General features: G+C 48.8%; 15 protein-coding genes. 9 read left to right on the forward strand and 6 right to left on the reverse strand.

Annotated elements, in window-relative coordinates; translation table 11 throughout:
• Positions 1-79 precede the first annotated feature (79 nt).
• Genes EC604_RS10435 through EC604_RS10445 form a run of 3 tightly spaced genes read left to right on the forward strand, consistent with a single transcriptional unit; the run spans position 80 to position 4262 of the window.
• Complete coding sequence (locus tag EC604_RS10435) at positions 80-658, forward strand: MarR family winged helix-turn-helix transcriptional regulator (RefSeq protein ID WP_123064100.1); 579 nt, start codon at positions 80-82, stop codon at positions 656-658.
• A complete protein-coding gene (locus EC604_RS10440) occupies positions 655-2382 on the forward strand; it encodes an ABC transporter ATP-binding protein (RefSeq protein ID WP_123064101.1) in 1728 nt (575 codons plus the stop codon). Before EC604_RS10435 ends, EC604_RS10440 begins: the two co-directional genes overlap by 4 nt.
• Positions 2379-4262: an ABC transporter ATP-binding protein gene (locus EC604_RS10445; protein WP_123064102.1), complete on the forward strand. Its 1884-nt coding sequence runs from the start codon at positions 2379-2381 to the stop codon at positions 4260-4262. The genes EC604_RS10440 and EC604_RS10445 overlap by 4 nt, the downstream gene beginning before the upstream one ends.
• 272 nt (positions 4263-4534) lie before the next feature.
• Here EC604_RS10445 and EC604_RS10450 read toward each other — a convergent pair whose 3' ends face one another.
• Positions 4535-5197, reverse strand: a complete 663-nt coding sequence (locus EC604_RS10450; RefSeq protein WP_123064103.1) for a hypothetical protein — start codon at positions 5195-5197, stop codon at positions 4535-4537.
• A gap of 468 nt (positions 5198-5665) precedes the next feature.
• On the opposite strand from EC604_RS10450, the gene EC604_RS10455 reads away from it, so the two are divergent.
• Positions 5666-6562 (forward strand): diacylglycerol/lipid kinase family protein, encoded by an 897-nt coding sequence (locus EC604_RS10455; protein ID WP_123064104.1) that lies wholly within the window; start codon positions 5666-5668, stop codon positions 6560-6562.
• Between the two features lie 35 nt (positions 6563-6597).
• On the opposite strand, the gene EC604_RS10460 is transcribed toward EC604_RS10455, so the two are convergent.
• Complete coding sequence (locus EC604_RS10460) at positions 6598-7179, reverse strand: GNAT family N-acetyltransferase (RefSeq protein WP_123064105.1); 582 nt, start codon at positions 7177-7179, stop codon at positions 6598-6600.
• 181 nt (positions 7180-7360) lie between these two features.
• On the opposite strand from EC604_RS10460, the gene EC604_RS10465 reads away from it, so the two are divergent.
• Complete coding sequence (locus tag EC604_RS10465) at positions 7361-8878, forward strand: PLP-dependent aminotransferase family protein (RefSeq protein ID WP_123064106.1); 1518 nt, start codon at positions 7361-7363, stop codon at positions 8876-8878.
• A 112-nt stretch (positions 8879-8990) separates the two neighbouring features.
• Here EC604_RS10465 and EC604_RS10470 read toward each other — a convergent pair whose 3' ends face one another.
• On the reverse strand, positions 8991-9626 hold the full coding sequence (locus tag EC604_RS10470; protein ID WP_123064190.1) for a TetR/AcrR family transcriptional regulator: 636 nt from the start codon (positions 9624-9626) through the stop codon (positions 8991-8993).
• 211 nt (positions 9627-9837) lie between these two features.
• Between EC604_RS10470 and EC604_RS10475 the strand changes: the two genes are divergently transcribed.
• Together EC604_RS10475 and EC604_RS10485 are read left to right on the forward strand one after the other, a co-directional pair.
• Positions 9838-12069: an MMPL family transporter gene (locus EC604_RS10475; protein ID WP_123064107.1), complete on the forward strand. Its 2232-nt coding sequence runs from the start codon at positions 9838-9840 to the stop codon at positions 12067-12069.
• A gap of 268 nt (positions 12070-12337) precedes the next feature.
• A complete protein-coding gene (locus EC604_RS10485) occupies positions 12338-13291 on the forward strand; it encodes a nucleoside hydrolase (protein ID WP_123064109.1) in 954 nt (317 codons plus the stop codon).
• A 190-nt stretch (positions 13292-13481) separates the two neighbouring features.
• Here the strand turns inward: EC604_RS10485 and EC604_RS10490 are convergent, their stop codons facing one another.
• From EC604_RS10490 to EC604_RS10500, 3 genes are all read right to left on the reverse strand, one after another.
• Entirely contained in the window at positions 13482-15203 is a 1722-nt protein-coding gene (locus EC604_RS10490) for a methyl-accepting chemotaxis protein (protein ID WP_123064110.1), read from the reverse strand.
• A gap of 440 nt (positions 15204-15643) precedes the next feature.
• Positions 15644-16390: a DUF3105 domain-containing protein gene (locus EC604_RS10495; protein ID WP_123064111.1), complete on the reverse strand. Its 747-nt coding sequence runs from the start codon at positions 16388-16390 to the stop codon at positions 15644-15646.
• A gap of 263 nt (positions 16391-16653) precedes the next feature.
• On the reverse strand, positions 16654-17598 hold the full coding sequence (locus EC604_RS10500) for a zinc ribbon domain-containing protein (protein ID WP_123064112.1): 945 nt from the start codon (positions 17596-17598) through the stop codon (positions 16654-16656).
• Positions 17599-17973: 375 nt separating this feature from the next.
• Between EC604_RS10500 and efeO the strand changes: the two genes are divergently transcribed.
• Together efeO and efeB are read left to right on the forward strand one after the other, a co-directional pair.
• Positions 17974-18870, forward strand: a complete 897-nt coding sequence (gene efeO / locus EC604_RS10505; protein WP_123064113.1) for an iron uptake system protein EfeO — start codon at positions 17974-17976, stop codon at positions 18868-18870.
• 4 nt (positions 18871-18874) lie between these two features.
• Complete coding sequence (efeB, locus tag EC604_RS10510; protein ID WP_123064114.1) at positions 18875-20155, forward strand: iron uptake transporter deferrochelatase/peroxidase subunit; 1281 nt, start codon at positions 18875-18877, stop codon at positions 20153-20155.

Here is a 20155-nt window from a genome sequence, read left to right on the forward strand (position 1 = left end):
TTAAATAAAGGACCTACTTAATAGGCGGACTATGGATTGTTTTACGGGACATGATGTTCTGAAGAAGGAGGAAGGTAAGATGGCTGGGATCGATCCGGTAGCCCAAAAGCTGTTGTATTCCATCATGCAGTTTAACAAAGGCAAATGGAGACAACATAAACCACATGGGCGCAATCACAATGAAATTATGGTACTCGCTTGTTTGCTCCATGGTGCACATCCAGGAGAGCGCATGGATTGGCGGCATAACCCGCCCGATTTCGAGAGCCATTTAAACCAGGAACACCCAGGATTAAAAGTGTCCGAAATCAGCGCATTAATGCGAGTAAAATCACCAACCATTACGCCCGTGATTCGCGGTCTGGAGGATGAAGGGCTTGTTGAGCGGACGATGGACCCTGAGGATCGCCGGGCCGTGCGGATTACAATTACAGACGCAGGCCGTGCAATTATTCGTGCAGCCCATGAAGAACGAATGGCTACCTTCAACAGATTGGTTAAACATTTGGGCGAAGAGGATAGTTTGCAACTGGCTGAACTGCTCAGCAAGGTGTATACCTTCTTTGATGCTCAGGTTTCTGAGCAGGATGAAGGACATGCAAACGATAATAAAGCACCTGAAACAGAAGCACCCGAACAAGGAGATGATACGCCATGATGAAGTTATTTCGCATGTTAAAGCCCTATCGTATTCCGATTATTTTTATTTTGGCGCTTATCTTTATGCAAACGATGGCGGAGTTGTACTTGCCTACGTTAATGGCTGATATCGTCAACCTTGGTATCGTCAAAGGTGATGTACCTTATATCTGGAAAATTGGCGGTTTCATGCTGCTGATTGCCATTGGCGGAACCACATGTTCCATTATCGCGAGTTATCTGTCTTCGCGCACAGCGGGCGGATTTGCCAAACAGCTGCGCAGCCGAGTGTTCCGGCATGTTGAAAATTTCTCGTTGCAGGAATTTGATAAGCTGGGTACAGCTTCACTGATTACGCGTACAACAAATGATATTACACAGGTGCAGAACGTATTAACGATGATGCTGCGCATGATGATTATGGCTCCGATGATGTGTATCGGGGGGATTTTCATGGCTGTTTCTCAGGACGCGAAGCTGTCCACCATCTTCCTGGTTGTTCTGCCTGTACTTGCAGGAGCAATCGCCTTAATTGGTTCCAAAGGATTTCCGCTTTTCAAGCAAATTCAAAAAAAGCTGGACCGGCTTAATCTGGTTCTGCGTGAACAGCTGACAGGTATCCGGGTTGTTCGTTCTTTTAACCGTGGTGAGCATGAGCGTGTTCGTTTCAATGGGGCAAATACGGAATTAAGAGATGCGTCGATTAAGGTCAATGTTCTGATGGCGACAGTTATGCCAGTGATGATGCTGGTCATGAACTTTTCGATGATTGCCATTCTTTACTTTGGTGGTCTGCGTATTGATGGCGGACATATGAACATTGGTTCCCTGATTGCCTTTGTACAATATGCAATGCAGATTATGTTCTCATTGATTATGGTATCCATGATTTTTGTGATGATTCCAAGAGCATCAGCTTCGGCAGAGCGGATTAACGAAGTGCTGGATATGCAGCCGGATCTTTCTGATCCTGCACAGCCCCGCACCATGAAATCCATGCAGGGAACGATCGAGTTCGATCATGTTACTTTCCGTTATCCAGGTGCAGAGAATGCAGCGTTGTCCGATATCTCGTTTACGGCACGTTCCGGTGAAACGACAGCGATTATCGGCGGTACGGGTTCGGGTAAAACCACATTGCTCAGTCTCATTCCACGTTTCTATGATGTGACCGAAGGTACTGTGCGTGTGAATGGAACCGATGTGCGGGAGCTTAAACAAGAAGAGCTTCGATCCAAAATCGGGTTTGTCCCACAAAAGGCCGTCCTTTTCACCGGTACGGTTGCAGATAACATTCGGCAAGGTAAGGATGATGCGAGTATGGATGAAGTTATTCATGCGGCACGTACGGCCCAAGCCGAAAACTTCATCTCCGAGATGAAGGAAGGGTATGACAGCCTAATTGCACAAGGCGGGAATAACGTGTCAGGTGGACAGAAACAACGTTTGTCCATTGCACGCGCACTTGTTCGCCGTCCTGAAATTTATATTTTCGATGACAGTTTCTCGGCCCTTGATTTTAAAACGGACGCCAAACTTCGTGCTGCGCTCAAATCGGAAACGACGGAAGCGGCTGTGTTGATCGTAGCTCAGCGGGTAAGCACGGTAATGGATGCTGACCGTATTCTCGTCATGGATGAGGGCAAAATTGTCGGTTCGGGAACACACAAAGAGCTGCTGGAGAACAATGAAGTATATCGTGAGATTGTATCCTCCCAGCTGACTGAGGAGGAGATCGCATGAGTGAACGTACAGCACAGCACAAAGCATCTGGTGCTCCGCGCGGACCGGGTCATCCCGGCGGCGGAATGGGTATGCGGCCTCCAGCCGAGAAAGCGAAGGATTTCAAAGGCACACTGCGCCGATTGGTTCAGTATCTCCAGCCACATAGCTCTCGTCTGATCGGTGTTCTGATTGCTGCCATTCTAAGTACCGTGTTTGGCATTATTAGTCCGAAGATTATGGCTGAGGGTACAGATATCCTTGCCCATGGAGCTATTGCGATTATGCAGGGGGTGCAGGGAGCAGGGATTGATTTTCCAGCCTTGATGCGAGTATTGTACCTGTTGCTTGGACTGTATCTGCTCAGTGCCGCTTTTGCGTATGTACAGCAATATCTGATGGCGGGTGTGGCCCAACGGGTCGTCTATGATATGCGTGAGCAGATTAGTGCCAAGGTTGGACGTTTACCGCTGAAATATTTTGATTCCCGTACACATGGTGAGACGCTTAGCCGTGCAACCAATGACGTGGACAATATCAGTAACACACTGCAGCAAAGTTTGGCTCAGTTTATTACGTCCGTGGTAACGATTGTGGGTGTTATCATTATGATGCTGACGATCAGTCCATGGATGACGCTGATTACGATTTTGACTTTACCGCTTAGTGTCGTGGTGGTTATGCTGGTCGCTTCCCGTTCGCAAAAGCATTTTGCCGGACAGCAGAAGTCGCTTGGTGAACTGAATGGTCACGTAGAAGAAATGTATACCGGCCACAAGGTGGTCAAAGCCTTTGGACGTGAGGAGCAATCCGTACAGCAGTTTGAGAAAGTGAATGAAGAGCTATATGCATCGGGTTGGAAAGCACAATTTATCTCCGGGATTATTATGCCACTGATGAACTTTGTCGGTAACCTGGGATATGTGCTGATCTGTGTGGTCGGCGGGATTTTTGTTACACGGGGTTCCATCTCCATCGGGGACATTCTGGCCTTCACACAATATTCGCGTCAATTCACACAGCCAATTAACCAGATTGCCAACATCTCGAACATTATTCAATCCACGATTGCTTCGGCAGAGCGCGTGTTTGAACTGCTGGATGAGGAAGAGGAAGTTCCTGAGTCGAAACAACCTGCAACGTTGCGTCACCCGGCAGGGGCTGTAGCTTTTGAGGCGGTGGATTTTGGCTATAAAGAAGATGAACTGCTCATTCGCAATATGAATATTAATGTTGCACCAGGTCAGACCGTAGCAATCGTTGGACCGACAGGTGCCGGGAAAACAACGCTGATTAACCTGCTCATGCGTTTCTATGAACTCCAGAGCGGCCGGATTACGATTGATGGCATTAACATTAAAGATATGTCCCGTGGTAATTTGCGCAGTATGTTTGGTATGGTGCTTCAGGATACCTGGCTGTTCAATGGTACGATTCGGGATAACATTGCCTACGGACGGGAAGGTGCAACGGAAGAGGAAGTGGTTAAAGCTGCTGTTGCTGCACATGCCGATCATTTCATTCGCACACTGCCGGACGGTTACGATACGATATTAAATGAAGAGGCGTCCAATATCTCTCAAGGTCAGAAACAATTGCTGACGATTGCGAGAGCAATTCTGGCGGACCCGTCCATCCTGATTCTGGATGAAGCAACCAGTAGCGTCGACACACGGACCGAGGTCTTTATCCAGAAAGCGATGAATGAATTGATGCAAAATCGTACGAGTTTTGTTATCGCTCACCGTCTGTCCACCATTCGTGGTGCTGATCTCATCCTTGTCATGGATCACGGTAATGTGATTGAGCAGGGCAATCATGAGGAACTGATGGCGAAACAGGGCTTCTATGCGGATCTGTATAACAGTCAGTTTACGGAGCAACAGCCGCAGGCAATCTAACGGACTGGATATCTATTAAGGCTGTCAGGCCCTTTAGGAACATCTGGAAACCATAGTTTATTGGAAAAATAGAACCTCCACCACGGTGCTCCACGCACCTCTGGTGTAACATAAATCAACACAAACGGGACGTCGCAGTCATTGCACTGCTTCGTCCCGTTTGTGTTATCACTGCTATGCCACAACGTTTTCCTGTGGATAGATGCTGTGCCTTGTCCCGCCCAAGCATGTTCGCTTGCAGATATGCAATGTATGGAAGACAATTTAACGTACTATTTAAGCCTTGGTCTCCACAGGAAACCCTTCTTACCTTCACTGGTGCTCTGATGGTCCTGTTTGATTTCCTCTTCCTCTTTCGTATCAGCATGCTGCTTTGTTTCATGTTCGGCTATATCCTGCAAGTTTTCCTCAAGGTGATGGCGGGTAGCTTCCTCCAGTGATGCCGTTGCCGGTTCACCAGGCAGGCCTTCGCGCTGTTCAATCATACGTTTAACCACTTCATAACAGTCGTCGATATGTTTGTTGCCCACATACCGCATGGCAGTGAAGCTGAGAGCGGCGGCGAGACCTTGCCCCGCAAACGGAACAAACTTGGCGACCGATTTCGTCGCTACTCGTACACCCACCCGTTTGAGCACCTGAATGACTAATTCCTTCGTGACCATGCGGCCGATGATTTTACTCCCGATCGACATCACAAATCCGTAAATCATGGACTTCGTCTCAGGGTCCATGCCGTCGAGCTGTTTTTGAGATAATCCGAATTTATTGTTAATGGCAGGTAACAGCTGCATCAGCATGCCCACATCAGCGATGACATCTGTACCGGGAAGAGGTACGAGTGTGGAGCCAGCAGAAGCGGTTGCTCTTTTGCGAACCATCGTACGGCATTCCTTGCGAACTTGCTCTAATTGCTCCATTGTAGCTGGAATCATAGGGAATTCCTCCATTCGTGTATAGTGTACATATAACCGTTTTGAAGCGAATTGAATGGGTTGCTCCCGCGAAGTTGTTGCTTATATCTCATAGGTTGCGGAGGAACCTTTTTTCTCATGCATACATCCGGTTAAAGCAGGTAATGGCTATAAGACCGGAGATGCGAAACCATGATAATAAATGATGGTAATCATGTGGCTCCAGACAGAACAGAAGCTTTATTTTTATAAAATAAAATACAACTCACGTTGCCAAAAATGAATGAAAGTAGCTTGTCCTGTACAGCTATCTGGTATTACGCATGAACAACAAAAACGATGCATATTCCGTCTGTCGCTTCTTCATATGAAGTTTCACCTTCACAACCACGGTTCGCATGTCACGATCATGCGCTGAGCCATGGTTTTGTTTATCACTTCAACCTTTTTGGGTAAAGGGAAACAAGCATTGGAATGGAGGAAAGCAGCATGGAATGGAATAAAGCCTTGTTAATACATCATCTTCATGCAGGGAAAGCCAATCGGGAGAATACATTAGGTCTGGTCACAGGCGTACTTGCTCCAGCTATTCATGAATTGGTCGTGGTTCGTACGGATGAACCGGGTGAAGGAGAGAAGCTGTGCCGGAAGCGCGGGGAAGAGTTCGATGTGGTGTTTATTCTAGGCGGCGATGGTACGGTGCATGAGTGTGTAAACGGGCTGGCATCCTTGCAAAATCCTCCACAGATCGGCGTACTTCCAGGCGGTACATGTAATGATTTTGCACGATCACTTGGCATTTCACCGGATGCCGAGACAGCGGCACAAGAGATGCTGGCAGGTCGGGTTATACCGGTGGACGTGGGACGAGCAGATGACCGGGTATTTACGAACTTTTTCGGAATAGGTCTTATCAGTGATACCTCACAGAACATTAACGAGAATTTGAAAGGGGCGCTCGGCAAAGTCAGTTATTTCATCAGCACACTCCAGACGATAACCCGTTCCGATCCATTTCAGTATGAGCTAGAGATCGATGGAGAGCGGACAACAGGTGAAGCGGTGATGATCTACGCGGCGAATGGACGTTTTCTGGGCACGAATGCGTTACCTTTTGCTCCGGATGCGTTGCAGGATGGTAAGTTGGATGTGCTTATTATTCATGAGACAGGCATTCCACTTCTGCGTGAGGTGCTTTCACATAAGCCAGAGGGAGAATGGCAACCGCGGAATGAGAGTATTTCCTACTTCAAGGCGTCGACGTTGAAAATAAAAACAGATGTACCGATGCCGGCCGATACGGATGGCGAATTGTACATGGAGACACCCGCCGAGCTGTCGGTGCTGGCGGGTCATCTGCATTTTCTGACCGGGGCGGAGGAATAACCTCCCCGGTTTTTGTATTTTTTGCGTGAACTCTATCATTTGTCTATTTTCAGATGTTTCTCCCGGAACTCATGCTCAAGAATGCTCATCAGAATGGCATCATGATACTGGTGATTGTAGTACAACATGTCCCGCTTCACGCCTTCACGCTGGAAGCCGAGCTTCTCATACGTATGAATGGCGCGTTCGTTAAACGCAAAGACATCCAGTTCGATCCGATGCAGATTGGCAATGCCGAAGCCGTAGTCCAGCATAAGTAGCAAGGCTTCACTACCATATCCCTTGCCTTGGTGAGCTGGCTGATCAATGGCGATGCGAATATGTGCACTGCGATTTTTGGCATGCATGTCCATCAGGGCGACATCGCCGATGATTTCGTCTGTGTTTTGTAATGCAATAAGCAGGTTCAGGCGTGAGTCGTCTTGAGCTAAACTCTCTACATACTTTTCAACCTGAGAACGGGTAAAGCTCGCTTGAGTTCCTGTTTGTTTACGCATTTCGGGCTCAAACAGGCTTGGATAATAAGCATCGACATCGGTGATATCGAATGGGCGCAGGTAAATGCGTTCAGTCTGCATGAGTTTGGCGATGCGATTTGTAGATGTAGGGTGTGACATAGTTTTGTTTTCCTCCTGATCTATTCAAGCAAACTTGTGGGGCCTGTAAGGCATATAGCGTGTTGTTTCGCCTGAATATTGTTTGTAAGTCCTTGCTTCTGACATGAGTATATCCCAATACTGTATACTTCCAAATATACAGTTTTAATAAAATGAAAAGGACAGATGGAGTGAGTCAGTTATGATGCAATTACCTAAACTTGATGAGCACGACAGTGTACCCGTCTATATTCAGCTTTCGGATCATATCAAACGGGAGATTTTCCGCGGGGAATTGGTGGAACACAGCTGCCTTCCTTCTGTACGAAAATGGGCAGAACTGCTGGGCATAAGCACAACACCAGTGGAAGCGGCCTACCAGCAGCTTATTGCGGAAGGGTACGTGTATAGCCAGCCGCGCAGAGGTTACCGCGTTCGAGCTGTTGTTGAAGGTTATCACGATATGTTACTGGGGAAGTCCGATATACATACGGCAGGAAATGAAAAAGGGGTTAAACATATTAGCATGATCAACAGGCAGGATCAGCCAGGTTCTAGAGAAGTATCACAAGACTTACAGAGCCTACGTCCGGTGACGAATGTTACCTATGATTTTCATATGTCACACAATGATTTCAGCCTGTTTCCTTATGGAAAATGGCAGCAGTACGCAAACCGCGTTTGGCGTGAAGAGTCCAAGGATTTATTATTTTACGGAAACCCGCAGGGTGAGTGGGGATTGCGCAACGAGATTGCGGCCTATCTAGGACAATTTAGAGGAGTTCGCTGTACGCCCGAGCAGATTGTGATAGGTGCAGAGCAGCATCTGCTCATGTCCTTGCTTACACAGACGATGCTTCGCAAAGGTGGGGTTAGATCAATTGTCGTGGAGAACCCCGGGTATCGCCTGTTACCTGGAACCTTTCGGAATTATGGATATGAGATTATCCCAATCTCACTGGACAGCGAAGGCATAAATCTGGATGAACTGGATCAAGCAGATGTGTCACTGGCTGGTGTATCCCCGTCGCATCAGTTTCCCATGGGCATGCCGATGCCGATCAGCCGCAGACTCGCCTTGCTGGACTGGGCGGAATGTTCCGGGGCCTATCTGATTGAGGATGATTATGACGGCGAATTCAGATATTCCGGTCGTCCTATTTCTTCGATGCAGGGACTGCGGGAGAACGCACCTGTTATCTACATGGGAGGATTCTCTCAGGTGCTTGCCCCTGCTTTTTGCGTGCATTACATGGTTCTCCCGAAGGAACTCGTTCCTCATTTTGGCGAGGTTTATCGAACGGTTCTGTTCGAACAGTCAGCTTCACGTCTGCATCAGCGGACATTGGAGTTATTCATGCGGGAGGGAGAGTTGGGTAAACATATTCGTAAAATGCGCAATCTGTATAAACGCAAACATGACCTGACTGTGCAGGCCATTCAGCAGCATTTCGGGGATCAACCGGGAATGGAGATTAAGGGCGAACACGCCGGATTCCATCTGGTCTTAAGGCTGATTAACCCGAATCCAGCCGACAATATGGTGGCTAAGGCGTTAGAGATGGGTATACGTGTGGCCTCGGCGGAGTATCTGTGGGCAGACGGAAGTGCTCCTGCTGACGGCAAAAGAGAGTTTATCATCGGATTTGCCGGCATTGAAGCAGAGAACATCGAGCCAGGCATCGCCGCGCTGGCGCGTGTATGGGAGACTATCTGTTGATTTAAGTCAAGGTTACTATAGCCAAATTCGGCCGATTTAACGATCATTGAAACCTTACTAAATGTTCTCCAGATGCGCACATGGGTAAGTTGTGTTTACACGTCTAATCATCCTATGGATGTTTAACTGCTCCGTCCAAAAAGAGTCCGACGAGTTCCTCGGCCAGTTCGGCAATCGTATCGTGCATACGGCGTACATCTTCACGGTTGGCTAACATCAACAGGGACGTGAAGGCCTGAGCAAGCAACAAGGGTTTGGCTTCTCTCAAATACCCGTTGTCCATCTCACGCTGGAAATGTGTAGCGAGAACTTCGAAGATACGATGTTCTGCATCCCGAATCTGAGCAAACTGGTCGGCATTCAGATACGTTTCGGCTTCACGCATCATCGTTTCCGTATCCACATGAGACTGTTGCATCTTGGCAGCCGCCACGTTGACCAGCCGTTCGTACAACGTGCCGGGTTCTTCAAGCCGCAGTGTGGTCTGCTGCATGCCCATCGCCATCATACGGGTAATCGCTATGGTGAACAGTTCCGGTTTGCTCGAAAAATGATAATAGATCGATGCTTTGGTCACCTGACATAACGAAGCGATCTGCTGAAGGGAAACGGCTTCGTATCCGTATTCCATAAACAGCCGTGAGGCCGTCATTAGGATGTTATTGTAGGCGGAAGCTTGATCTGTACCTGCTTTGGGTCTGCCTGGAGCACGCGTCGGGCGTGCTTCTTTTCTTGGTTTTTTGTTCATCATACTCGACCTCATTTACGGATAAAATAACGTATTGTGACTTTTCAAAAAATTAGGGATTGCATAATTAACCTTCCGGTATATATAATTAACTCGATTATATTATGACCCATGGTTCATTTCCATACCATGACATTAATTTAAAAGCTGTTTTTGATAAAAAGATTTCTCGTATGATGGATTTCAACAAAACTAGGGAGATGAATAGACCATGCAGGAAGGTTCAGGTTATGGCCGCTTCGTAGCGGGCAAACGAAGTAAATGGGTTACACTGCTCGTGTGGATTATCATTGCGGTTGTACTTGGTATGGTATGGCCCGCAGTAAATCAGCGTGAGACCAACAACGCACAAGATTTAAGTGATTCGAAACCATCCGTACAGGCCGCTGCTTTGGCGAAAAAGGAATTCCCTGGCGGCGAGGGCTTACCCGCACTGATTGTCTGGCGTAACTCTGCCGGACTCACAGAGGATCAGATCCAGCAGATTCAGGCGTTAACCGAGCGATTGGATCAAGACCCGGTGGAGCAGCAACAGTCGGTTGTACCGCTCTATCAGCTGCCACCGCAGGCGATTAAAGGTCAGCTTTCGGAAGACGGAAGCACCATCGTCATGCCGCTGTTTTTCAACAAAGATGCCGATTCAGAGCAACTGAAGGCAGGTGTCGAAGGGTTAGAGGAGAAAACAAAAGCCATCTTCGGCATGAATCCATTTGATACGGCTATAGATACTGAAGGCAAGTTAATTGCACGCGTAACCGGACCAGTGGGGATATCGATTGATGCAAACGGATTGTTCTCATCCGCCGATGTGTCTCTGCTCATCGCAACTGTCGTGCTTGTACTCGTGTTGCTCTTGCTGATCTACCGTTCACCGGTGCTAGCGATCATTCCGATTATTGCCGTAGGCTTCGCCTATATGGTCACCAGTCCGATTCTCGGATTTATGGCGGATCAAGGGTGGATTACAGTTGATGCTCAGTCGATCTCGATCATGACTGTACTGCTCTTCGGAGCAGGTACGGACTACTGTCTGTTTATGATCTCCAGATACCGTCAAATTCTCTATCATGAGCCGGACAAAAAGAAAGCCATCTTCCAGGCCATCACTGGTTCATCCGGCGCGATTGCAATGAGTGGATTTACGGTCGTTGCCGCATTGCTGGTGCTGCTGCTGGCTGAATATGGTGCATATCATCGTTTTGCCGTACCATTCAGTTTGTCCATCTTTATTATGTTTATTGCAAGTCTGACGCTTGTTCCGGCGCTGCTGGCCATCTTCGGACGGGGATCGTTCTATCCGTTTGTTCCACGTACTCACGAGATGGAAGTCGAGCGTGCCAAGAAAAAAGGAAAACCGGCTCCAGCTCCGCGTAAAGTCCGTGAAAGCTGGATCGGACGCATCGTAACGACGAAACCATGGACGGTTTTGGCGATTACAGTTGTTTTGCTCGGTGGACTAGCTGCTTTTTCAACTCAAGTGAAATTTACGTACGACTTGTTATCTTCCTTTCCGGAAAATGTACCTTCGCGTGAAGGCTTTAAGGTCATTGGGGAACAATTTTCCCAAGGAGAGCTGGCTCCAGTTAAAGTGATCGTGGATGCTGGGGGCAAAGAGACGGATCTGAAAGCACGTCTTGAATCGCTGGATTATATCAGCAAGGTGGGTGACGCGCAGCAAGGTGCGGAGAATGCCAACATTACGGCGTATGACGTAGAGTTCAATCTCAATCCATATTCGATCGAAGCCATGCAACATATCCCAGACCTGCGAGCTACGGCGGAAACGGCATTGAAAGATGCCGGAGTTACCAATGTGGATCAACAAGTGTGGATTGATGGGCAGACAGCCGAACAGTACGACATTGAAGTGACTGGAGAGCGTGATGCAAAGATTATTATTCCGGTCGTCATCGGTATGATCACTTTGCTGCTGCTGCTCTACCTGCGTTCCGTAGTCGCAACAGCGTATCTGATCGCGACCGTTGTACTTTCGTATTTCTCCGCACTTGGTCTGGGTTGGATCATCATCCACTACGGCCTTGGAGCAGAGGCGATTCAGGGTGCAATACCGCTGTACTCCTTCGTCTTCCTGGTGGCACTGGGCGAGGATTATAACATCTTCATGATCTCAAGCATCTGGCAGAAACGCAAAACGATGCCGCTCCGTCAGGCGATTAAGGAAGGGGTAGGCGAGACAGGTTCGGTTATTACCTCTGCGGGTCTGATTCTGGCGGGCACGTTCGCCGTTCTGGCAACCTTGCCCATTCAGGTACTGGTGCAGTTCGGTATCATTACCGCGGTAGGCGTAATGCTTGATACGTTCCTGGTTCGTCCGTTCATGGTGCCAGCGATTACAGCGCTGCTGGGTAAATGGGCGTTCTGGCCAGGCAAGTATACGGAGATTGCCGAGAAACAAGAGAAGACACCATCCCGATCCCTGTAAACCATGGAGATGGGCAGATGGACGGCGGGGCTTCATGCCCGTGGTCCATCTTTCTTTTTTACCAGAGGCGAGAGCCTTGGGGTTGTAAGTCTGAGATGGAATGGATAAGCTGGGAAAAATGCGGAGGGGATGCTGTAGATAAGGGATTCTTTGGGTGCGGAAGGTTTACTCGGCTTAGGGTTATGGGACATAATAGAAGAAGCGTCGGCCTTGGGCAGACGGACAAGTTCACATTAATGGGGTAACCAGAGGAAGGATGAAAGCAAGCATGACGAACAAAATGAATGTGTATTTCAATCATGACGGCGGCGTGGATGATCTCGTATCGCTGTTTATGCTTCTGCAAATGGACAATGTAAACGTAACCGGTGTATCGGTTATTCCGGCAGACGGATATTTGGAGCCAGCAACCGATGCGAGCCGTAAAATTATCGATCGTTTTGGGACGTATTCTATTGAAGTAGCCAAATCTAATTCCAGAGGCAAAAACCCGTTTCCAGCAGCATGGAGACTGCACTCGTTCTATGTAGATGCACTGCCTGTTCTGAATGAATCCGGTAAAATGGAAGCGCCGCTCTCGGCTATTCCTGCGCATCAGCATCTGATTGAGAAAGTACGCAATACCGAAGGCAAAACATTGCTGTTGTTCACTGGCCCGCTGACGGACCTCGCGCGTGCGTTGGACGAAGCACCAGACATCGAAGAGAAAATTGACAAGCTGGTATGGATGGGCGGTACATTCGAACGCGGAAACGTAGAAGAGCCGGAGCATGACGGTACTGCGGAATGGAACGTATTCTGGGACCCGGAAGCGGCTTATCGCGTATGGCAGAGCGGTATCCAGATTGATCTGGTTGCACTCGAAAGCACGAATAAAGTACCTCTTACACCCGCAGTTCGTAACCGCTGGGCAGCAGAACGCCGCTTCGAAGGCGTGGATTTCCTGGGGAACTGTTATGCAGGTTGTCCGCCACTGGTGTACAGTGAGACCAACTCCACCTATTATCTATGGGATGTGTTGACTACGGCTTCCGTAGGCCGCGAGGACATCGTGAAGAAAAAAACCGTGAACTGCATCGTCATTCCAGATGGCCCGAGCCAAGGCCGCACGGTGGAGCAAGCGGATGGACGTCCGGTACAACTGGTATATGATACAGATCCGGAAGCATTTTTCACATACATGATTGATTTGGGTAAAAAAGCTGCTCCGCAGCGTTACTAATGATCGGCAGCCGCAGGGCTGACCTTCATTTAAGATAAAAAGACCTTTATACGATACGTATAAACGACACGCATCGTATAAAGGTAAGAGCTACAGCAAGCCGCAGGCTGTGTTCCGATGATCGGGAAGAACCCCGATGATGTGGATCACTGCCATGCGGCTTTTTGGTGTCGAGCAAGCGGGCAACGAACTAGATCTTAAAGCGGCTGATCAGGCTATTCAGCTCACTGGATAAAACACGTAGCGACTCGGCGGAGGCACTGATCTCGTCCATGGATTGCAGCTGCGTTTCGGCAGCATGGGATACTTTCTGAATGCTGGATGAAGATTCTCGTGAGATATGTTCCATGTTTTCAATGGATGCCGACACTTCCTCTGAGCTTGCTGACAGTTGTTCAGAAGCTGCGGACACTTCATGCAGGCGCTCGTTGATCGTTTCAATGCCGCCATGAATGGAAGAGAACGATTGACCTGCCTCTTGCACGACAGTCAGACCGGATTGCACCGCTGTAGTGCTTGCCGACATATGTTCTGCAAGCAAAGAGGTCTGACGTGTCATCTCGGCAATCAACTCGGCTACATGTTGTGAAGATTGCTCGGATTCTCCTGCAAGCTTGCGTACCTCGGAAGCGACTACAGCGAAACCGTTACCGTGTTCACCTGCACGGGCTGCTTCAATACTGGCATTGAGTGCAAGCAGGTTCGTCTGTGAAGCAATATTTTTCATCAGGTGGGCAACGGATTCAATCTGGCTGGAGTAATCCGTAAGCTGTGTCGTCGATGTGGCCATCTGCACATTGGCCTGATGAATCTCGTCCATGCTGCGGATGGCTGTATCCAGCTTCGCCTGTCCTTGAATGGCATCGTTCGTTGTCTGCTGTGACACATCGGCAACTCTGGAAGAAGAATGAGCAATATGCTGCATGCTACGTGTGATTTCTTCCATGGCTACAGTGACTTCTCCAGCCCGTACCACCTGTTCGGAAGCCCCCTGTGCAGTATGATTCGTGTGCTCTGCAATCCGCTGACTGGCCTCGGCCGTTGCCTGGGAATGCCGGGATACACCTGCTGCGGCGTGAAGCAGGGAATCCGAGCTTTGGCGAATGCCCGTCATGACTTGCCGGGTATCCGTGACCAGGTGTTTGAACTCGGAAGCGAGCTGCCCAATTTCGTCTTTGCGTCCAAGCTCCACGTTGACGGTGAGGTCTCCTTTTCCAACCTCAGCAATGAGCTGTTTCAGCTTCACCAGTGGCCTTGTCAGATAACGTGCGAAAATATACACCAGCAATACACTAAGTAATACAATCGCCAGCGCTGTCCAAACCATCGTAATTCGGTTGCTTGCCATGAGTTCATAGACCGCGGTAGAGTCCAGATCTGCGCCTACAACACCTAACATCTTGCCATCCGATCCATGAATCGGTACATAAGCGGTAATCGTAGCCCCGTAATCTTCATCCCGCGTAAGCTCTCCGCGAACCGCTATGTCTTGTGCAAAGGCTTGAAGCATGCCATCGTACAGTGTTTCCTCCGTTGTACCGTATGGGGAAAAATCATCCTCGGCTACATCCGGTGCGGCCCCGTCTACCACGTAATAATACGCAGCCTTTCCATTTTCCTCGCGTGTGCCTAATGTATACAAATATTTGAGTCCGTTGGCTTCACGTAACTGGCTAAGTTGTGCACGCAGCGTATCGTAATACGCCGTTTTGTCCTGCCCCGTGCTGAGTGGAGCATACAGTGTCGTATCAATTAAAGCGGCTGCACGTTCAGCTACAGCCTGTGCCTGCATCCCCATCGATTGTTCAACCAATTGAGCAGATGCCTGGTACATCGTTATGCCTAAAATGGCCCCTGCAGCCAGCATCAGACAGGAAAAAAACAAAAAAATTCGCATAAACAAACTATTCATCGTTCCGATTGCTCCCCCTTGATATGTAAAACTGTAATAGTAAGTGATATGTAATATGTAAGGTAAAGTAGGTCAGGAATGTAGGCCTATAAATAAAGGTATATGTTCGTTACACATTTCTACTTCAGTTTATCGGCATAAGATTGGAAAAGGATTAGAAGTTGTGAGAGTTTAAAGCCAGCATTTATGCTGTGGTGTTCTACGTGGTTCTGTTGTTAGGAGAATATCAATCCTGGGAAATACTGTGTGCTCCTTTTTGGACAGTTAAAAATGTAACGATTCCTGAAAGACCTTATTTTGCGCAAAAGGATTGTTTTTGAGCTTAAGCACTCCTTTTTCAGGAGATAAGGTTTCTGGAGATCGTTACATTTAAAATTGCCTATAATGCTTATGTTGCTTCAATGGGGCTATGTCTCTTTTCAGTGGATTGATTAACCCCTCTACATTGTTCCGCCGCCTTGGCGAATGGATGGCGGAATCTTCTCAGGCCCCTGATTGATGTAACGATGGATAAACGTACCTACCTTGGCATCATCGAACTTGTCCAGCTTCATCGTTTTGGTCCAGGCGGTCACAACGACCTCGCTGCCTTCAGGAATATCTTTGTTGGGTACGGCGAGAATGCCTGAGCCTGCTTGGCGAAATTTTGCGAGATATTGGAGATGTTCCTTCAGCTCATCACTGGCATTTTCACGATAATAGATGATGATGTCTCCATGCTCCATGTTGTGAACCAGATAAGGATACCCCGGGAAGTCGGTGTAAAAGCCAAATTTGATATCATGTGGATTATGTGGACCTGAGGTCGGTATTTTCATTTCATACTGGATCGGTTCCTCGGTGTGGGTGGCTCCATAGTATTTGTCATCCGTCACATCGATTGCTGCATTGTTCGGGAGGTCGGCTACATCGTAGGTCTTTCCGGCACCTTGCAGGAAAAAAACTCCGAATGCTACGATCGATACAGCGATCAGAGCATGGGCCGTAAGCCGAAGAGAGCGGCTTTTCTTCTGGATGGTTGCTCGCTCGTTCTTTTTCATATGACTAACAATTTTGCCGCGTGTACGTGATGCCCAGATATAGGTGGCGATCGAAAGTAGCAGCATAGCAGCTCCAATGATCAACCCCAGATATGAGGTGCCTGTTTGGTGTTCCATTTGCATATGATCCATGTGGTTCATGTCCATTCGAATTCCTCCGCTTTTTAGTAAAATAATGAATCAGTTACACTACGTGATGTAGTGTTAAGGATGGATCAAAATAAAGAAAAGAGCAAAGTTGCTCCATCTAGATGCTCACTCATATAAGTAAATAAAAACATATATATTACACTACACATTATAGTGTATGGAATATGATCCGTGCAATGTTGCCTTTCGCAAATGAAAAAGACTCCCCCCACAATCGGGGGAAGTCTCCATTTCAGCAATCTTAAGTAGAAGAAACGAATTTACAAGCGTCCAAACGGCGAGAATAACGGGCTAAATAAGCCAGCTATAGTCGAAAATAACAAACGATACATTAAGTAAAACAATACAGCATTCACAATCAGCACGCTGTACGTGCTGTCAATGGCAGCTTTGGTCCGATTTAGCGGATGCTGGAACAGCACGGTATTCATAGCAACAAACACCATAATATACGACAGCACCAGTAGGGAGATCGCGAATGAGTAGGAGATCACAATCATCAAGTTAGCGAGCAGAAGCGTAGCGATTGCAGGAACCAGTAGGGTTCCGAACTGGGCAACCAGAATTTTGGGACGGAAAGTAATTCGTTCCAGCTTAAGTACACCATAGATGAGTGCAACAGCAGCAACCAGAATAATAGCCGAAAACAGGAGCGGGCGCAAAAATCCGCTAATAAATATGCCTTCCGCACCGAGGCGGCCAAATGTGATCAGAACATATGTAGAGGTCAAAACAGCAAACAGTGCCATCGTTAACCACCCATGCAGGGTATGCTGTTCACCAACGGTTTTCATCGATTGATACGGACGAGCCAGTACGCTGAGGAAATAGGACAAGTATTGTTTGCTTACTTCTTTGGCTTGCTGTACCTTCTCATTTTGCACGAAATTGTTCCACTGATTTCCATTGTTGTTTTGGGAATGATCTTGATCAGGAGCATCATTGTTACTGGAATTTACTGTTGCTGTTTCTTTCACGAGCGATGGTACAGGCGAAACGGAAGAAGAGCGTGTAGGTTCTGGTTGATGAGAAGCAGATTCCTTGTTGCTGGACCAATGCGTGTATTCCGAGTCAGCAGAAGCTGAATTTGTTCGTGTTACGGAATCCACAGGATCAGAAGAAGCATGGGTTCCAGTCAAATTAGAGCCGCACTTCTCGCAAAACTGGGCATCTCCATTTTCGTGATTACATACTTGGCATTTCATGTTCATAAGCCTCCAATTTCTTAAATTATGGAACAAGTTAACATTGTGTCTCATTTTAACGTTCTATGACGAACTTTGTCTATGTATCGCAGAATTAAATACCCAAAATAAACCTTATGAAACACGGGAATTGACCTATCTTATTTTCATATTGACATAAAGATAGGACGGAATTATGATGTCATTATCGAAATTGATAATCATTATCAATTAAAAGCTGGGAGTCAAGAGCGATATGTTTATGTCTGCTCGACGTTCCTGTATCGGTAAAGGATTGTTTTAAAGATTTGTTCCCGTTTGAATTGAAGAATTCGTTCCATGTTTTCGGGAATTGTTGCCTAATTACTGCGTCCATAGGGAGTGTTCGTGTTGAGTATGAGAAAAAGTGTGACTTTGCCAGCTGTCGTGATGGTGACTTCGGTTTTGCTTGCAGCTTGTGGCAATGATGGGGCGGCTGTGAACAAGGTATCTGAGAAGACAGCTGTAACGAGTGAAGCCCAGACAGCGTCTCAGGATACAAGCAAGGCAGGCCAAGAAGCAACTGCTGCAGATTACTCTGTTGCGGTTGAGGGGTATCGTACGTTTGCCGTAGAGCAGATTGATGCGTTTGTGAAGGAGACCGAGAAGTTTACAGAGGCGGTGAAGGCGGGTGATTTGGAGAAGGCCAAGTTGCTCTATGCTCCGGCGCGTATGTATTATGAACGGATTGAACCGGTAGCAGAGGCGCTAGGTGATCTGGACCCTAACATTGATGCACGCGATGGAGACGTTGAAGCTGCAGACTGGCGTGGTTTTCACCGGATTGAGAAAGCATTGTGGGCAGACAAAACAACCGACGGCATGAGCGAATATGCTGACACACTGCTCAGTGATGCGAAGCTGCTGCGGGCTAAAGTGGAAACGATGGATATCGATGCGAGTCTAATGGTCACAGGTGCGGTCGAACTGCTGAACGAGGTATCTTCCAGCAAAGTGACGGGGGAAGAGGAGCGGTATTCGCATACAGATCTGTATGATTTTGCGGCGAATGTGGAAGGAGCACGCGAGATTTACAACTTGCTGAAGGATGATCTGGCAGCCAAGGACAAACAGCTAAACCAGCAGATTGCGGATCGATTTGAGGCGCTGGAGAAAGAGCTGGCTCCGTTCAAGGATGGTGACGGGTACGTTTCTTATGAGAAATTGAAGGATGAGGATGTGCGCAAGCTAAGCCAGAATCTCGATGCGCTCGCGGAGCCGCTGTCCAATATGGGACAAGTGCTGGGAGTGTAGAACGATGACGGAGAACAAGCAGGATTCGCTGAAAAAGCCGTTGTCACGGCGTGAGATGCTGAAGCTGACCGGCGTAGCTGGGCTTGGTCTGCTTATTGGCGGGGGCGGCGCAGGCGGACTGATGGCGCTCGGCCGCAAAGGCTCTTCTGTCGCCGCCGTAGAACCTGCGGCGGCTGATAAACAGGGTTTGCCTTTCTATGGCAAGCATCAGGCTGGCATTATTACGCCCGCGCAGGATTTTATCTGCTTTGCGGCGTTTGACGTTACCGCAGGCAGCGTGGAAGAGCTTCGCCGTCTGTTCCGGGACTGGACGGCAGCCTCGGCTGCCATGGCTTCCGGACAGATGATTGGCGAGCATAACACCACGCTGAATACGCCGCCCACCGATACGGGGGAGGCGGCAGGCCTGACACCGTCACGTACCACGTTGACGTTTGGTGTGGGGCCGTCTTTGTTTGACGGGCGCTTCGGCTTGAAGGGCCCGAAGCCGCGGGGACTGCGCGACCTGCCGGCATTTGCCGGGGATGCGCTGGACCCGCAATGGTGTGGTGGCGACCTGTGCGTGCAAGTCTGCGCAGACGATATGCAGGTCGCCTTCCATGCGATCCGCAACCTCGCGCGTATTGCGCGAGGGCATGCGGTGCTGCGCTGGACCCAGGAGGGCTTCCAGCGCACAGGCCGAGCCGACCCCGCGGGTGGAACACCGCGCAATCTGCTCGGCTTCAAAGACGGCACCGGCAATCCGGATACTACGGATGCCGTGCTCATGGACCGGACCGTCTGGGCGCAGCCGAGTGACGGTCCAGGGTGGATGGCCGGCGGCAGCTACATGGCCGTCCGCCGGGTGCGCATGCGTGTGGAGGTCTGGGACCGCTCCACCCTGAAGGATCAGGAGGCGACATTTGGTCGCCACCGTGACAGCGGCGCGCCGATCGGCAGCCGTGGAGAATTCGACCCGGTGGATCTGCAGGCCAAATCCACCGATGGACAACCTTTAATCCCGGCAACATCGCATCTGCGGCTCGCCAAGGGAGACGGGAGTCAACAGATCTTGCGCCGCTCATACTCGTATTCGAGCGGCCTCGATCCCAAAACAGGCCAGCTTGACGCAGGCTTGCTGTTTATTAGCTACCAACGGGATATGGACAAGCAATTTATCCCGATCCAGACACGGCTGGCGAAGAGTGACAAGCTAAATGAATATACGGTGCATGTGGGTAGTGCCGTCTTTGCCTGTTTCCCCGGATGCAAACAGGGTGGATATATCGGGGAGACATTGTTCTAA

This window comes from Paenibacillus amylolyticus (assembly GCF_003719335.1).
In the GTDB taxonomy this organism is placed as follows: domain Bacteria; phylum Bacillota; class Bacilli; order Paenibacillales; family Paenibacillaceae; genus Paenibacillus; species Paenibacillus amylolyticus_D.

Coding starts and splice junctions, on each gene's coding strand:
- efeO (WP_123064113.1), top strand. CDS start 17,974: ATGAGAAAAAGTGTGACTTTGCCAGCTGTCGTGATGGTGACTTCGGTT.
- EC604_RS10440 (WP_123064101.1), top strand. CDS start 655: ATGATGAAGTTATTTCGCATGTTAAAGCCCTATCGTATTCCGATTATT.
- EC604_RS10455 (WP_123064104.1), top strand. CDS start 5,666: ATGGAATGGAATAAAGCCTTGTTAATACATCATCTTCATGCAGGGAAA.
- EC604_RS10445 (WP_123064102.1), top strand. CDS start 2,379: ATGAGTGAACGTACAGCACAGCACAAAGCATCTGGTGCTCCGCGCGGA.
- EC604_RS10465 (WP_123064106.1), top strand. CDS start 7,361: ATGATGCAATTACCTAAACTTGATGAGCACGACAGTGTACCCGTCTAT.
- EC604_RS10450 (WP_123064103.1), bottom strand. CDS start 5,197: ATGATTCCAGCTACAATGGAGCAATTAGAGCAAGTTCGCAAGGAATGC.
- EC604_RS10470 (WP_123064190.1), bottom strand. CDS start 9,626: ATGAACAAAAAACCAAGAAAAGAAGCACGCCCGACGCGTGCTCCAGGC.
- EC604_RS10490 (WP_123064110.1), bottom strand. CDS start 15,203: ATGAATAGTTTGTTTATGCGAATTTTTTTGTTTTTTTCCTGTCTGATG.
- EC604_RS10475 (WP_123064107.1), top strand. CDS start 9,838: ATGCAGGAAGGTTCAGGTTATGGCCGCTTCGTAGCGGGCAAACGAAGT.
- EC604_RS10500 (WP_123064112.1), bottom strand. CDS start 17,598: ATGAAATGCCAAGTATGTAATCACGAAAATGGAGATGCCCAGTTTTGC.
- EC604_RS10495 (WP_123064111.1), bottom strand. CDS start 16,390: ATGGACATGAACCACATGGATCATATGCAAATGGAACACCAAACAGGC.
- EC604_RS10460 (WP_123064105.1), bottom strand. CDS start 7,179: ATGTCACACCCTACATCTACAAATCGCATCGCCAAACTCATGCAGACT.
- EC604_RS10435 (WP_123064100.1), top strand. CDS start 80: ATGGCTGGGATCGATCCGGTAGCCCAAAAGCTGTTGTATTCCATCATG.
- EC604_RS10485 (WP_123064109.1), top strand. CDS start 12,338: ATGACGAACAAAATGAATGTGTATTTCAATCATGACGGCGGCGTGGAT.
- efeB (WP_123064114.1), top strand. CDS start 18,875: ATGACGGAGAACAAGCAGGATTCGCTGAAAAAGCCGTTGTCACGGCGT.